This is a genomic window from Microbacterium sp. NPDC064978 (genome assembly GCF_044543605.1).
In the GTDB taxonomy this organism is placed as follows: Bacteria; Actinomycetota; Actinomycetes; order Actinomycetales; family Microbacteriaceae; genus Microbacterium; species Microbacterium meiriae.
Genome location: NZ_JBITWF010000003.1, coordinates 88861 through 103543, shown reverse-complemented (window position 1 = coordinate 103543; position 14683 = coordinate 88861). Strand labels below are relative to the sequence as shown.

Below are 14683 nucleotides of genomic sequence, written 5' to 3'. Positions count from 1 at the left end.
CTCATCCACATCGCGAGCATCGGAACACCTTCCTCATCCACATCGCGAGCCCCTCGGCGGCGAGCACGGTCACGAGGATCATCAGCACGATCGCGGTCACCGTCTCGTAGCGCGAGCCCTGGCTGGCGTTCAGCAGGTAGTAGCCGACCCCGCCGCCGCCGACGATGCCGAGGATCGTGGCTGCGCGGATGTTGGTGTCGAGCATGTAGAAGCTGTGCCCGATGAGCGCGCGGGTGCCCTGCGTCAGCGTGGCCGACGTGTACGTCTGCATCCGGGTGGCGCCCACCGCCCGCAGAGCGCGCTCGGGCCCGCGGTCGACCTCCTCGAAGGAGTCGGCGATGAGCTTGCCGAGCAGTCCGATCCCGCCGATCGCGAGAGCGATGACGCCGGCCTGCGCGCCGAGACCCGTGATGACGACGAGGACGATGGCGAGGATCAGCTCCGGGATGCCGCGGATGCCCACGAGGAGCAGACGGGCGGTGCCGCGCCCTGCGGCATGCGGGGCCACGTTGCGCGCGGCGAACGAGCCGAGCAGCAGCGACGGCAGGAGGGTGAGGACGGTGGCCGCGAGCGCGATCGCGACGGTCTCCCGCATGGCCTCCAGCATCGCGACCGTGTCGTAGTTGCCGAACGACGGCGGCCAGAACCGGGCGGCGACGTCGGGCAGCTTCGCCCAGAAGGTGAAGAGATCCGACCAGGTGATCTGGCTCACGACGACGCTGCCGACCACGACGAGGACCGCGACGATCCCGGCGGCCGTGTGACGCACCCGCTGGGCGGTCCACGGACGGCGCACCGCGGTCTGCGGGCTCTCCGCCCACGCGGGGCGATCGGCGGCGGAGGCGGACGGCCGCCGGCGCATGCGCGGATGCACGATCCGGTCCATCCAGGACCGCGTCTGCTTCTGCTCGCCGAGCATCGCGCCGCGCACCGTGCTCGAGACGATCTCCATCACGATGCAGAGCACGAAGATCACGAGCGCGATCCCGAGGCCCTTGCCGTAGTTCAGCGACTTGAAGGCGTAGGACATCTCGAGCCCGAGGCCGGCAACGCCCACGTAGCCGAGCACGACGCTCCCGCGCAGATTGATGTCGTTGCGGTGCAGCACTGTGGCCACCCAGCTCGGCAGCACCTGCGGGAGGATGCCCGCCGTGAACTCCTGCAGCTTCGAGCCCCCCGCGGCGCGGATCGCGAGACGTGGCCCTTCGTCGATCTGCTCGATGGCGTCCGCGAACATCTTGGAGATCATGCCGATCGAGTGGATGCCGATGGCGAGGATGCCGGGCAGCGTGCCGAGCGAGAACATGAGCACGAACGCCATGGCCAGCACCACGTCCGGCAGCGCGCGGGTGAGGACGCCGATGAATCGGGCGGCCGCGCGCCAGCCCGCGCCCGGGGTGGTGTTGGCGGCGGCGAGGTAGGCGATGGGCACGGAGAGCACGGCCGCGAGCAGCGTGCCGACGAGCACGAGGCCGACGGTCAGCGCGATGAGCCAGGCGAGGTCGGCCGGCGCGGGGAAGGAGAGCCCGCCGACGCGGCCGAGGAAGTTCTCGGCGTTGCCCCAGCTCTGGACCATCGCCGGGATCGAGATCCCCACGTCGCGCACCGCGAGGATGCCGAGCACGACGAGGACGAGGAGAGTGAGTCCCGCTGCGATGCGCTCCGCGGACAGCGGCCGCTTCGGCGCCCGCTCCGCGACGCTCCCGCCACCCCGGGCCACTGAGCCGCCGCCCTGGGTCGCTGAGCCGCCGCCCTGGGTCGCTGAGCCGCCGCCCTGGGTCGCTGAGCCTGTCGAAGCGCCCCGTGTCGACGCCCCCACCGCCGTCATGACGCCCCCACCGCGGTCACGGCGTCGACGAGCTCCACCTGCACGGCACGGATCTCCGCCGTCGTCGTCGCGACGCGGCCGTAGATCTCCATCACCTCGGCTTTGGAGAGTCCGTCCGTCGGGGTGTCCAGGACGACCTCGCCGTGTCGGAGCCCGACGATCCGGTCGGCCCAGCTGATCGCGAGGTCGACCTGGTGGAGGCTGCACACGACGGTGAGTCCTTCATCGGCGGCGATCTCGCGGATGAGGGCCATCACCTGCTCGCTCGACTCCGGATCGAGCGAGGCGACGGGCTCGTCGGCGAGGAGGATCGCCGGCTTCTGCATGAGCGCCCGGGCGATCGCCACCCGCTGCTGCTGACCCCCGGACAGGGTGTCGCTGCGCTGATAGGCACGGTCGAGGAGGCCGACGCGATCGAGGTGCTCCAGCGCGGTCAGCTTCGCGGCGCGGGGGTAGCTCCACAGCCCGAGCCTCGGGCCGCGCATCCGCGACAGCGATCCGGTCAGCACGTTCTCCAGAACGGTCAGGGAGGGCACGAGCTCGAACTGCTGGAAGATGAAGCCCACGCTGCTGCGGAGTTCCCGCAGCGCCCGACCTTTCGTCGAGGGAACGGATGCGCCGAGCACCGCGACCGACCCGGAGCTGGGGAGCTCCAGGCCGTCGAGATGGCGCAGCAGCGTGGACTTGCCGGAACCGGAGAGCCCGAGCAGCACGACGATCTCTCCCCGCGCCACCTCGAGCGTGACGTCCTTCAGGGCGGTGGTGCTGCCGAAGGTCTTGGTGACGCCGGCGAGGCGGATGAGGGGGTCGGATGCCGCGGTCATGGCTTCTCCTGTCGTCAGGCGCGGGGCGTCAGCCCTGGCACTGCTCGGCTTCGGTCTCGGCGCAGATGTCGCGGATGAGGTCGTAGTACCCGTCGTCCACCGGCTTGGTGGCGAAGAACACGCTGCGGAACGCGTCGGAGTCCGCGCTGTCGATGCCCGCCGCGATGATGTCGTCGATCGTGACTTCGCCGAGGGCGTCGACGAGCTGCTTCGCCACGTCATCCGGCAGGGACGAGGAGTAGACGAGCGGAGCACCCGGGACCATGGTCTCGGCGATGACCTTCACCTTGTCGGACTTCTCGACCTCGGAGTCCTCGGCGAAACCGGCCTCGCACTCGACGCCCTCGCCGACCTTCTGCACGCTCACATCGTGCTTGCCCGCGAACACGGGCGTGATGTCGGACTTCGGGTCCACGCCCGCCTCGATGAGGTTGTACGACGGGAAGAGGTAGCCGGAGGTGGACGAGGGGTCCACGAAGCACACCTTCTTGCCCGCGAAGTCCTCGAGGCTGGAGATGTCGCTGTCCGCCGGGACGATCGCCTGCGAGTAGTAGCCGGGCTCCTGGCCCTCCTCGGTGACGATGGACGAGATCGGGGTGAGCTTCGCGCCGTTGTTGGTCGCGGTGACGTAGGTGAATCCGGAGAACGAGGCGACGTCGACCTTCCCGGCGACGGCGGCCTCGATGAGCGCGGCGTAGTCGGTGGACTCGTGGTACTCGACGGTCTTGCCGGTGACCTCGGCGATATAGTCCATGAGCGGCTGGTAGTTCGTCTCGGTGTCCACCGAGTCGGGGACGACGCCGAAGACGAGGGTGTTCTCGTCGACGGCGAATCCACCGGCCGACTGTGCGTCGCCGGGGGCGTCGGTGGCATCGGCCGATCCGGAGCAGGCGGCGAGACCGAACGCGAGGATCGCAGCGCCGGCGAGGGCGGGGAGAGCGCGGAGCTTCATGAGGACCTTTCAGGGTGGGAGGAGTGATCCACGGACGACTCTCCCAGCAGCCTCGCTGAGATGTATACCTATCTCAGAAGAGTTCAGTCGGCGTTCACCCGCCATTCGCCTGGGTGAACACCCTCGCAACACACCGCCCTTCGTGGCACCGAACGAAGTAATGTACCTATGTGGCCGAAGCTGTGTACACCCAGATCGCCGACGACCTCCGTTCGCGGATCGCGGACGGCACGCTCCGCCCCGGCGATGACGTGCCCACGGAAGCCGAGCTCGCGGAGCACTGGCGCACGTCGCGCGGTCCGATCCGCAACGCGCTGGCGGCCCTTCGCGCGGAAGGCCTCATCGAGACGACCCGCGGCCGGCCGGCGCGCGTGGTGGCGCGCAAGGCGAATCAGGCCGTGGACGTCTCCGTCCCGTTCACCCGATGGGCGCGCGACCTCGGCGTCACCCCTGGCGCGCAGACGCAGGAGCTGAGTCTGCGGCGCGCGGGCGATCTCGGCCCGGCGCTGGGTGTCGGACGCGACGACACCATCGTGAGCGTGGTGCGCCTGCGGCTCCTCGACGGCCGTCCCACGATGCTGGAGCGCCTCGCTTACACCGAGGACGTCGGCCGTCGGCTGTTCGAGATCGACCTCGACGCGGTGTCGATCACCGAGTACCTCGCGTCGGTCGGGCATCCGATCGTCGCACTGCAGCACGTCATCGACGCGGTCGCCGCCGACGATCAGGACGCCGCGCTTCTCCGCGTGCCGCGAGGAACGCCCATCCTGCGGCTGACGCGCACGTCGCGGGACGCCGAGGGGCGCATCTTCGAGGCATCGGAGGACCGCTACCTCAGCGAGGTGGTGCGCTTCACCGTGGCGGCGTCCGGTATATCGACGGACGGACACTACATGAGAGCAGTGGGCGGCTGAGGCCGGAGACAGATTCGCGACCGCGGGCGCGGGAGTGTAAGAAGCCAGAAAGATCGCGCCCGCGATCGCAGCGCTGGGGACGCTTTATCTGGGGAGCCTTCAGGATATGTCGGCGCCGCGAAGCCTCTGAAGTGCCGAATGTCGAGACACTCGTAGACTTTCGTCTACGGCCTCGGGGGCGGAATCACGGGCGTCGTCTCAGGATACGCGGGGCTCAGACCACCGGCAACACGGCGGACACGAGCCAGTGTCCGTCCACCTCCCCGGCACTGAACTCGCCGCTGGCGCCCATCACGCGTTCGGCCATCCGCCCCAGGCCGGTCCGACTGGAGGAGAGCTCCCGACGCGGCGTCGTGGGGAGCGGGCTGCGCAGTGAGAGGTGCGCCTTGTCGTCGTCCACCGCGAGACGGATCTCGACGGTTCCGGGGCCGGCATACTTCAGGACGTTCGTGGCCGACTCGCGCACGATGCGCGCGAGCACGATCTCGACCGCGCGGGGAATGCGCTCGTCGCCGGGGTCGCCGTCGAGGATGACGTCGTGCCCGGCCGCTTCGAATTCGGTCCGCGCTTCCTCGACCGCGGCGACGAGGTCACCGGTCGGCATGCCCGCAGCGCGCGGGCCGTCGTCGGCGAGGTCGATCACGAAACGGAGGTCTGTCATGGCCTTGCGGGCGGCGACGCGGATCGCCTCACGGGAGCCATCGCTGGCGTCGGGGTCTTCGAGCATCTGTACGTGCAGCGACACCACGGTGAGGTGGTGCGCGATGCTGTCGTGCAGCTCGCCGGCGATCCATCGTCGCTCGGCGAGGACGGCTTCCCGTTCCTGCTCAGCCGCTGCCTCCAGCTCGTGCTCGAGGCGACGTCCGCGCGCGAATGCGAGACGAAGCGCGAGCCCGACGGCACCGGCCGCGGTTGCGAAGATCAGGTAGATGCCAACGTTCACCGGCACTTCCGAGTCACCGTAGGCGATCACGCCTGTCGCGACCAGGAATCCAGCCGTGTACGAGAGGACGAGTGACGTCCATCCCAGCCGCATCACCAGGGCCGCCGCGAAAGCGGCGGTGATGAGCACTTGGGTCTCGGTTCCGGTGAGGAAGGAGAGCCCGAGGGCCACTCCCATCGCGCAGGTCGCGACGAGGGGGGACCAGAGAAAGAGGGCGAAGACCGCGGTCGAAGCGATGCTCACCGCGGATGTGAGGGGATTGACGTTCGGATCGGTGATGAGTCCGCTGACGTCAACGGCGATCATGATGCAGATGATCGCGAGGATCACATAGCGCTCCACACGGCTGAGCCGCTCCCCTCGACCGAGGCGGAAGATTTCGGGCGTCGCCCTTTTCGTCTGGTCGAAGGCCATGGTGCACTATCTCCTATTTGCCAGCTATTCTAGCGGTAGAGACCGAAGAGCTTGCCAACCTGCTGCCAGAAAGACATACTGTTCACCTCCTTGATGTGGTCATTTGTCGATGTCTGTATTCATCTTCTCGGCGGCGCGCGGAGCGCACATCTGGCCTTCGTCCAGACCTCGATAGCCAAAGGTCTACATCCTCAGAGCGCCCGCTTCACGCCGTTAGGCTTCCTCCATGCAGGAAATCCGCGTCGTGATCGTCGATGACGATCCTCTGGTCCGCTCCGCGCTGTCGCACTTCGTGTCGCGCGCGCCCGAGATCACGGTCGTGGCGCAGGCGGAGGACGGCCTGGAGGCCCTCACGACGGTCGAGCGCGAGAAGCCGGACGTCGTGATGATGGACGTCCAGATGCCGGAGATGAACGGCATCGAAGCGACCGCGGCGATCGCCGAACGATGGCCGGACGTCCGCATCCTCGCCGTCACCACGCTCGACGGCAGCGACACCGTGCTGCCCATGCTGAGCGCCGGCGCCTCCGGCTACCTGCTGAAGGATTCCAGCGCGGAGGAGATCGTCACGGGTGTTCGCGAGGTGTTCGCCGGAGCGAGCTCGCTGTCGCCCCGCATCGCGTCGATGTTGATCCGCCACGTGCGCGACTCCACGCCCGCTGCGGCCGCGGAGACCCTCGAACCGCTCACCGAGCGCGAGGAGGAGGTGCTCCAGTGCCTCGCGAAGGGCATGTCCAATGCCGAGATCGCGAAGGCGCTCATCGTCTCGGAGGGGACGGTGAAGGCCCACCTCGGCCGCATGATGTCGAAGTGGCACCTGCGCGACCGCGTGCAGATCCTCGTCACGGCCGCCCACGCCGGACTCGTCACCTTCCGCTGAGGCGCGGCCTCAGAGCGCGAGCAGCACGATCCCGACGAGGACGATCAGCGAGGCGCCGATCCGCCATCCCGGCCGGGACTCGCGCAGGACGAAGGCGCCGAACAGGCTCACGAGCACGACGCTGACCTCCCGCAGCGGTGCGACGAGGGCCACGGGAGCGATCTGGATGGCGGTCAGCACGAGGATGTAGGACAGCGGCGACAGGATGCCGAAGGCCAGGATGCGGCGCCACTGCGTGCGCCCCAGCGCCACGACCGCACCCCATCGTCCACGAACCGCCACGGAGTAGAACGGCACCTGCAGCAGCGTGGTGCCGACCATGAACGCCACGGGTGCCAGCTCCCACTCGCGCACCGCGTGGGCGTCCCAGATCGTGTAGACCGCGATCGCCACGCCGGTGAGGGCGCCGAACAGCAGACCGGGGTCGATGCGGCGCCCGCTCCCTGCCGGCCGGCGGTCGACGAACCCGATCGCGACGACCCCGACGATCACCGCGGCGACGCCGACGAGCGCCAGGGCCGAGGGGCGTTCCCCGAGCAGGAGCACGGCGACGATGACCGAGAGGAAAGGCCCGGTGCCCCGCGCCGTCGCGTAGACCGTCGACAGACTGCCCTCCCGGTAGCCGCGCTGCAGCACGGCCATGTAGGCGACGTGCAGGACCGCGGAGACGGAGACTCCGAGCGCGAACGAGCCGAGGTCGGCCGCACCGAGTCCGCCCGTGAACGGCACGGCCCCGATCCAGACGACCGTGCTGGCGACGGCACCCCACCACAGGAACGGCGAGCCGGCGCGGCTGATGCCGTGCGCGATGACGTTCCAGGACGCGTGGGCGATCGCGGCGGCGAGGACGAGGACGAGAGCGACGGCGGACACGGCAGACCCTTCCCTCCGCCGCGGGCGCGACGAATCGGGTCCTCCGGGCTTTTGTCCTGTCAGATGACGACCCTCCTGCGGAGGAGGACCGTGGCGCCGCTCGGACCAGACGGGTGCAGACCCCGGAACCCTAGGCGCTATCGCCACCACCCTACCCCCGACCGGGAAGGCCGCGAGACGGGGTTCGTGACGGGGCGCGACTACGCTCGAAGGACACCCCGCGCAGGAAGGTCACGCCATGCCCGTCACCCCGGACGCCCTCGCCCACGCCGAGGACCTCGCCGACTTCGTCGCCGCCTCCCCGTCGAGCTATCACGCAGCCGCCGAGACGGCCCGCCGTCTGGAGGAGGCCGGATTCACACGGTTGCAGGAGGAGGACGCCTGGCCCGCGCAGCCCGGAGGCCGGTACCTCGTGGTCCGCGACGGCGCGACGATCGCGTGGGTGGTGCCGGAGGGGGCGACCGCCACGACGCCCGTGCAGGTGTTCGGGGCGCACACCGACTCCCCCGGCTTCAAGCTCAAGCCACAGCCGACCACCGGAGCCCGCGGCTGGCTGCAGGCCGCCGTCGAGGTGTACGGCGGTCCGCTGCTGAACTCCTGGCTCGACCGGGAGCTGCGCCTCGCCGGCCGGCTCGCCCTCGCCGACGGTCGGGTCGTCCTCGCCGACACCGGAGCCCTGCTGCGCCTCCCCCAGCTCGCCATCCACCTCGATCGGGGGGTCAACAACGGCCTCGCGCTCGACAAGCAGACCGAGACGCAGCCGGTGTGGGGTCTCGGCGACCCGACCGAGGCCGACGTGCTGGCCGAGCTCGCGGCATCCGCCGCCGTGGACCCCGCAGAGATCCGCGGCTACGACGTCGTCGTCGCCGATGCCGCGCGGGGCGCGGTGTTCGGCAAGGACGACGCGTTCTTCGCCTCCGGTCGGCTCGACGACCTCGCCTCCGTGCACGCGGGCGTGGTGGCCCTCGCGGCCCATGAACCCGAGGCGGGAGCCCCCGTCGCGATCCTCGCCGCGTTCGACCACGAAGAGCTCGGCTCCGAGTCGCGCTCCGGCGCCGCGGGCCCCTTCCTCGAGGATGTGCTGGAGCGGCTCTACGCAGGGCTCGGGGCCGACGGCTCCGCCCGCCGCCAGGCGTACGCGTCGTCTTGGTGCCTGTCCAGCGACGTCGGGCACTCCGTGCACCCGAACTACGTCGGCCGACACGACCCCGTCGTGCAGCCCGTGCTCGGCTCCGGGCCCATCCTCAAGCTCAACGCCAACCAGCGCTACGCGACCGATGCGGTCGGCGCCGCGTCCTGGCGGAACTGGTGCGATCGGGCCGGGGTGGTGACGCAGGAGTTCGTCTCGAACAACAGCGTGCCGTGCGGCTCGACCATCGGACCGATCACCGCGACACGGCTCGGCATCCGCACGGTCGACGTGGGCATCCCCATCCTCTCGATGCACTCCGCGCGCGAGCTCGCCGGGGTCTCGGACCTGCACGACCTGACGCGCGTGGCCGGGGCTTTCTTCGCCGGCTGAGCCGCGCGCCCGGCGCGGTGCCCTGATCCACGTCACGAGTGCGCTCGCGGAGTGCCAGGATGTGAGGATGACCGACATCAGGCCGGCTCTCATCGAGCGCGCAGGCATCGAGATCATCCCCGAGTCCGAGCGGACCGCCCAGCCCCGCGACCTGTTCTGGCCGTGGTTCGCGGCGAACGTCTCGGTGTTCGGGATGTCCTACGGCTCGTTCGTGCTCGGCTTCGGCATCTCCTTCTGGCAGGCGACGGTGGTCTCGGTCGTCGGCATCGTCGTGTCATTCCTGCTGTGCGGACTCATCGCGATCGCGGGCAAGCGGGGGTCGGCGCCGACGATGGTGCTCTCCCGGGCCGCGTTCGGCGTCCAAGGGCAGAAGGTCCCAGGGATCGTGTCCTGGCTCACGTCGATCGGCTGGGAGACCTTCCTCGCGATCATGGCGGTACTGGCGACGGCGACGGTCATCACGCAGCTCGGCGGCGACGGGGACAGCCTCTGGCTGAAGATCCTCGCGACCGTGATCGTCGCGGCACTCATCGTCGCCGCCTCGGTGCTCGGCTACCACACGATCATGCGGCTCCAGTCGGTGCTGACCTGGATCACGGGCGTCGTGACGGTGGTGTACATCATCCTCGCGGCGCCGAGTATCGACCTCGCTGCGGTGATGGCCCGTCCCGACGGCGGCATCGGCCAGGTCGTCGGCGCGCTCGTGATGGTGATGACCGGGTTCGGACTGGGGTGGATCAACATCGCCGCGGACTGGTCGCGCTACCAGAAGCGCACCGCGTCCGACGGGGCGATCGTCGCCTGGAACACGATCGGCGGCTCGGTGGCACCGGTCATCCTCGTCGTCTTCGGTCTGCTCCTCGCGGGATCGGACGCCGAGCTCATGGACGCGATCGCCGCGGACCCGATCGGCGCGCTCGCGAGCATCCTGCCGGTGTGGGTCCTCGTGCCGTTCCTGTTCACGGCCGTGCTCGCGCTCGTCTCCGGCGCGGTGCTCGGCATCTACTCCTCCGGCCTGACCCTGCTCAGCCTCGGCATCCGCATCCCGCGGCCGTCGGCGGCGGCGATCGACGGCGCGATCCTCACGGCGGGCACCATCTTCGTGGTGTTCTTCGCGACCGACTTCCTCGGCCCGTTCCAGAGCTTCCTCATCACCCTCGGCGTGCCGCTGGCCTCCTGGGCCGGCATCCTCATCGCCGACATCCTGCGCCGTCGCAAGGACTATGACGACGAGGCCCTCTTCGACAGCCGCGGACGCTACGGCGCCTGGGACTGGACGTCGATCGGCACCATGGTCGTCGCGAGCGTGATCGGCTGGGGTCTCGTCCTCAACGGCTTCGCGGACGCCGCGCCGTGGAACAACTGGCAGGGGTACCTCCTGTTCCTCGTCGGCGGGACGGACGGGGACTGGGCGTATGCGAACCTCGGGGTGTTCGTGGCGCTGGTGCTGTCGTTCCTCGTGACCTGGTTCGCCCGGGCGGGGAGGATCCGGCGGCAGGAGTCGTGAGCCCTTCGACAGGCTCAGGAGCCCCGGAGTCGGCAGGCTCAGGGACCCAGGAGGCGGCAGGCTCAGGGACCGAGAGCTGGCTCGTGGTGATCGATCCGCAGGTGATCTTCGCATCGCCCGACTCCGCCTGGGGCTCGCCGTTCTTCTCCGAGGCGATGGCGAACATCCGTCGGCTCGCGGAGGCCTTCGGCGAGCGCGTGCTCGTGACCCGCTGGCTTCCGACGGCCGACCGCTCCACCTCCTGGGGCGAGTACTTCGCGGCGTGGCCGTTCGCCGATCGGTCCGCCGACGACCCGCTCTATGCACTGGTCCCCGAGGCGGAAGGCCTGTCTCCTCATCCGACCGTCGACCTGCCCACGTTCGGCAAGTGGGGCCCGGAGCTCGAGGCGATCGTCGGGCACGGTGGCCGTATCGTGCTGGCGGGGGTGTCGACGGACTGCTGCGTCGTGTCCACCGCTCTCGCCGCCGCCGATGCCGGAGCACGGGTGACGCTCGCCGCCGACGCCTGCGCCGGCTCCACGGCCGAGAACCACGCCGCCGCCGTGCAGGTCATGTCCCTGTATCCCCCGCAGATCACCGTGACCGACACCGCCACCCTCCTCTCTCCCTGACCCGGCCCCATCCGTGCCCGTGCCCCCGGCCCCGCGCCCGTGCGGGACGGAAATCGCACCTTCGCGCGCCCCATCCGGCCCGTTTTCGATCCCGGCACGAGGTGCAGCCCGGCCGCGGGATCGAAAGCGCGCCCTCGTTCGGGGATTCCGGAACGCTTTCGATCCCACGACGGCGGATACTGGCACACTGAGGCCGTGGAAGACTCCCGCAGCACCGCCGGTACCGTGGCCGCGAAGACCGACCGGTCGCCCTGGCGTCGCACGAAGATCGCCGTGGGCGTCCTCGCCGCGGTCGCCGCCGTCGTCGCGATCATCGGGGCGCTCACGCCGTGGCCATCCGCGATGATCATCCGCTCGGTGTTCACGAAGGGCGGCGACGAGACCGCGGCGGAGATGACGAAGCACGTCCCGGACACGCCTCTCGACGAACGGAAGGACATCGCCTACGGGGATGCCGGCGCGGACACGACGATGGACGTCTTCCGCCCCGCCTCCGCCGACAGCGCGTTGCCGACTGTCGTGTGGGTCCACGGAGGTGCCTGGATCTCGGGCTCGAAGGAGGACGTCGATCCCTACCTCCGCATCCTCGCCGCGGAGGGCTACACGACCATCGGCGTGAACTACACCCGCGGACCCGAGGGCGTGTACCCGCTCGCCGTCCACCAGCTCGACGAGGCCCTCGCCTACATCGACGCGCACGCGGCGGAACTCGGCGTCGACCCGCGTCACATCGTGCTGGCGGGGGACTCCGCGGGCGCTCAGCTCGCCAGCCAGATGGCCACGCTCATCACGAATCCGGACTACGCCGAGATCCTCGGTATCCGCCCGTCGATCCGCGCCGACCAGCTCGTCGCGACCGTGCTGAACTGCGGCGTCTACGACCTCGCCGCACTGGCCGAGCTCGACGGAGTCCCGGGGTGGGGCTTCAAGTCGGCGATGTGGGCGTACTCCGGGACGAAGACCTGGGCGGAGGACTCGACCGGCGCCACGATGTCGACCGTGGACTGGGTCACCTCCGACTTCCCCGCGACGTACATCTCGGGCGGCAACGGTGACGGACTCACCTGGCTCCAGTCGATCCCGATGGCGAAGCGGCTGCAGGAGCTCGGCGTCGATGTGACGCCTGTGTTCTGGCCCGCGCCGCACGAGCCCGCCCTCCCGCACGAGTACCAGTTCCACCTCGATCTGCCCGAGGCTCGAAAGGCCCTGGCGGACACCATCGCCTTCCTCGACGCGCACACCCGCTGACCCGGCCCCTGTCGTCCGGCGGGGCTGCCACGGTCGCACGATCCCGACACGACGGCACGACTCGTTCGGCCGGACGTCTGTTCATCCGTTCCCCGGTCGTGCAGGCGGACCTCGGCACGGGTGGAGACGGACCCGGGCACGGGTGCACGACCCGGGCAACGGGTGCACGACCCGGGCACGGGTGCACGACCGAATCCGGGAGATACCCGTGCCACTGGCGCCGGGTCGTGCAGGCGGGGCGGGATCTGGACATAACATGTCTGTGACGATCGGCACGGAAGTGATATGTTCGCGGGATGCACACGGAGAACGAACGCGCACTCGAGTCGGGGATCGTCACGGATCTCTCCGGGCGTATGACCTACGGCTCGTACCTCGCGCTCGACCAGCTCCTCACGGCACAGCATCCGGTGAGCGACCCGCAGCACCACGACGAGATGCTGTTCATCATCCAGCACCAGACGACGGAACTCTGGCTGAAGCAGCTGCTGCATGAGCTCAGCTCGGCGCGGGAGCTGCTCGCGGCGGACGACCTGCGCGAGGCCCTCAAGCGCATCGCCAGGGTCAAGCGGATCCAGGACGTGATGACGCAGCAGTGGTCGGTGCTCGCGACGCTGACCCCGACGGAGTACGCCCAGTTCCGCGGCGCCCTCGGCAACTCGTCCGGCTTCCAGTCGGTGCAGTACCGGGCCGTCGAGTTCGCGCTGGGCAACAAGAACGAGAAGATGCTGAGCGTCTTCCGCGACCACCCGGCGAATCTCGCGCTCCTCACGGCCGAGTGGGAGAAGCCCACGCTGTACGACGAGTTCCTCCGCTACGCCTCTCGCCGCGGCCTCCCGATCCCCCGCGAGATCCTGGACCGCGACGTGCGGGAGCCCTACCGCGAGACCCCGGACCTCGTACCTGCCATCCGTGCGATCTACCAGGACCCGCGCACCCACTGGGACCTCTACGAGGCCTGCGAGGACCTCGTCGATCTCGAGGACAACTTCCAGTTCTGGCGCTTCCGTCACCTCAAGACCGTGTCCCGCACCATCGGGATGAAGGTCGGCACCGGCGGGTCGAGCGGCGTCGGCTTCCTGCAGCGCGCCCTCGACCTGACCTTCTTCCCCGAGCTCTACACCGTCCGCACCGAGATCGGTTCCTGATGCTCACGGCGACGTTCTTCGACGGCGAGCGCTGGCGGGACGGCGTCGTCGGACTCGGCGAGGACGGGCGCCCCCGGCTCGGTGAGGAGACACCCGCGCCGGGGGGCCCGGTCCTCTCCGGCCGCATCGTCGGGGGCTTCACGGACCACCACGTGCACCTGCAGCTCGTCGACCACGCGCTCCTGGCCTCGTCCCGCCTCGGACGAGTGGTCGACCTCGGCGGTGATCCGTCCACGGTGGCGCGGATCGCCGTTCACAACTCAGGAGTTTCGACCGGCGGAGGCGCTTCCGAGGCGGTTCCGGGTGCGCCTGGGCCGGATTCTCCTGACTTGCGAACCGTCGACTTCGCCGGCGCGTTCCTCACGCCTCCCGGTGGATACCCCTCGGACCGCGTCTGGGCGCCGGCGGGTTCGGTGCGGGAGATCGCCGACCCCGCGGCAGCGGCGACCGCGGTCGAGGAGATGGCAGCGGCCGGTGTCTCCTGCGTCAAGGTCGCGAGCAACAGCACCGCCGGCCCGGTCTTCTCCGACGCCCTCTTCCGCACGATCGCCGACCTCGCCGCAGCCCGAGGCCTCCCGGTGATCGCCCATGCGGAGGGCTTCGGCGAAGCGCAGCGCGTCGTCCGCCTCGGAGCGACGCAGCTGGCCCACGCCCCGTTCTCCGAGCGCCTGGACGACGAGGAGATCGCGGAGCAGGCCGCCCGCACCTCCTGGATCAGCACCCTCGCCATCCACGACCCCCACGCGCGGGCCATCGCGATCGACAACGTCGCCCGCTTCCACGCCGCCGGCGGCATCGTCCGCTACGGCACCGACATGGGCAACGGCCCGACCCCGGTCGACCTGAACCCGGCTGAGGTCGCCGCCCTCCGCACCGCCGGCCTCGACGACGGCGCCCTCCTCCTCGCCCTCGCGCCCGTCGACCCGCTCGATCCCCGCTCTCTCCTCCTCCTGCTGCCACCCGGATCCGCCGATCCTCTGGCCGCCCGCCCCCTCACCCCCGCCGACCTGAAGGTGTGA

The 14683-nt window shown here is 69.9% G+C and carries 13 protein-coding genes; 8 read left to right on the top strand and 5 right to left on the bottom strand.

The annotated features are described in order from the left end of the window. Position 1 precedes the first annotated feature (1 nt). The 3 genes from ACIGJI_RS10455 to phnD are packed head-to-tail and all read right to left on the bottom strand — an operon-like array spanning position 2 to position 3604. Positions 2-1828: an ABC transporter permease subunit gene (locus tag ACIGJI_RS10455; protein WP_366244101.1), complete on the bottom strand. Its 1827-nt coding sequence runs from the start codon at positions 1826-1828 to the stop codon at positions 2-4. After that, positions 1825-2652, bottom strand: coding sequence for a phosphonate ABC transporter ATP-binding protein (gene phnC / locus ACIGJI_RS10450; RefSeq protein WP_363446655.1), 828 nt, complete (start codon positions 2650-2652; stop codon positions 1825-1827). Before phnC ends, ACIGJI_RS10455 begins: the two co-directional genes overlap by 4 nt. Before the next feature lie 28 nt (positions 2653-2680). Then, positions 2681-3604, bottom strand: coding sequence for a phosphate/phosphite/phosphonate ABC transporter substrate-binding protein (phnD, locus tag ACIGJI_RS10445; protein ID WP_280564979.1), 924 nt, complete (start codon positions 3602-3604; stop codon positions 2681-2683). A gap of 170 nt (positions 3605-3774) precedes the next feature. Between phnD and ACIGJI_RS10440 the strand changes: the two genes are divergently transcribed. Continuing rightward, on the top strand, positions 3775-4518 hold the full coding sequence (locus tag ACIGJI_RS10440; protein WP_232089093.1) for a GntR family transcriptional regulator: 744 nt from the start codon (positions 3775-3777) through the stop codon (positions 4516-4518). A gap of 214 nt (positions 4519-4732) precedes the next feature. Here the strand turns inward: ACIGJI_RS10440 and ACIGJI_RS10435 are convergent, their stop codons facing one another. Further along, a complete protein-coding gene (locus ACIGJI_RS10435) occupies positions 4733-5875 on the bottom strand; it encodes a sensor histidine kinase (protein ID WP_268776632.1) in 1143 nt (380 codons plus the stop codon). Positions 5876-6101: 226 nt separating this feature from the next. Here ACIGJI_RS10435 and ACIGJI_RS10430 point away from each other — a divergent pair, with 226 nt between their 5' ends. Next, the gene (locus tag ACIGJI_RS10430) at positions 6102-6755 is read left to right on the top strand and encodes a response regulator transcription factor (RefSeq protein ID WP_363446653.1); all 654 of its coding nucleotides are present in this window, start codon (positions 6102-6104) and stop codon (positions 6753-6755) included. Between the two features lie 9 nt (positions 6756-6764). Here ACIGJI_RS10430 and ACIGJI_RS10425 read toward each other — a convergent pair whose 3' ends face one another. Continuing rightward, the gene (locus tag ACIGJI_RS10425; protein ID WP_363446651.1) at positions 6765-7628 is read right to left on the bottom strand and encodes an EamA family transporter; all 864 of its coding nucleotides are present in this window, start codon (positions 7626-7628) and stop codon (positions 6765-6767) included. A 238-nt stretch (positions 7629-7866) separates the two neighbouring features. Between ACIGJI_RS10425 and ACIGJI_RS10420 the strand changes: the two genes are divergently transcribed. From ACIGJI_RS10420 to ACIGJI_RS10395, 6 genes are all read left to right on the top strand, one after another. Continuing rightward, positions 7867-9150, top strand: coding sequence for a M18 family aminopeptidase (locus ACIGJI_RS10420; RefSeq protein WP_187662340.1), 1284 nt, complete (start codon positions 7867-7869; stop codon positions 9148-9150). 67 nt (positions 9151-9217) lie between these two features. Beyond that, positions 9218-10657, top strand: coding sequence for a cytosine permease (locus ACIGJI_RS10415; protein ID WP_363446649.1), 1440 nt, complete (start codon positions 9218-9220; stop codon positions 10655-10657). A gap of 83 nt (positions 10658-10740) precedes the next feature. Beyond that, positions 10741-11268 (top strand): isochorismatase family protein, encoded by a 528-nt coding sequence (locus ACIGJI_RS10410; protein WP_363446942.1) that lies wholly within the window; start codon positions 10741-10743, stop codon positions 11266-11268. 195 nt (positions 11269-11463) lie between these two features. Further along, positions 11464-12516, top strand: a complete 1053-nt coding sequence (locus tag ACIGJI_RS10405) for an alpha/beta hydrolase (RefSeq protein WP_363446647.1) — start codon at positions 11464-11466, stop codon at positions 12514-12516. 296 nt (positions 12517-12812) lie between these two features. Next, positions 12813-13664, top strand: a complete 852-nt coding sequence (locus ACIGJI_RS10400; RefSeq protein WP_187662345.1) for a tryptophan 2,3-dioxygenase — start codon at positions 12813-12815, stop codon at positions 13662-13664. Further along, the gene (locus ACIGJI_RS10395) at positions 13664-14683 is read left to right on the top strand and encodes a hydrolase (protein ID WP_363446645.1); all 1020 of its coding nucleotides are present in this window, start codon (positions 13664-13666) and stop codon (positions 14681-14683) included. The genes ACIGJI_RS10400 and ACIGJI_RS10395 overlap by 1 nt, the downstream gene beginning before the upstream one ends.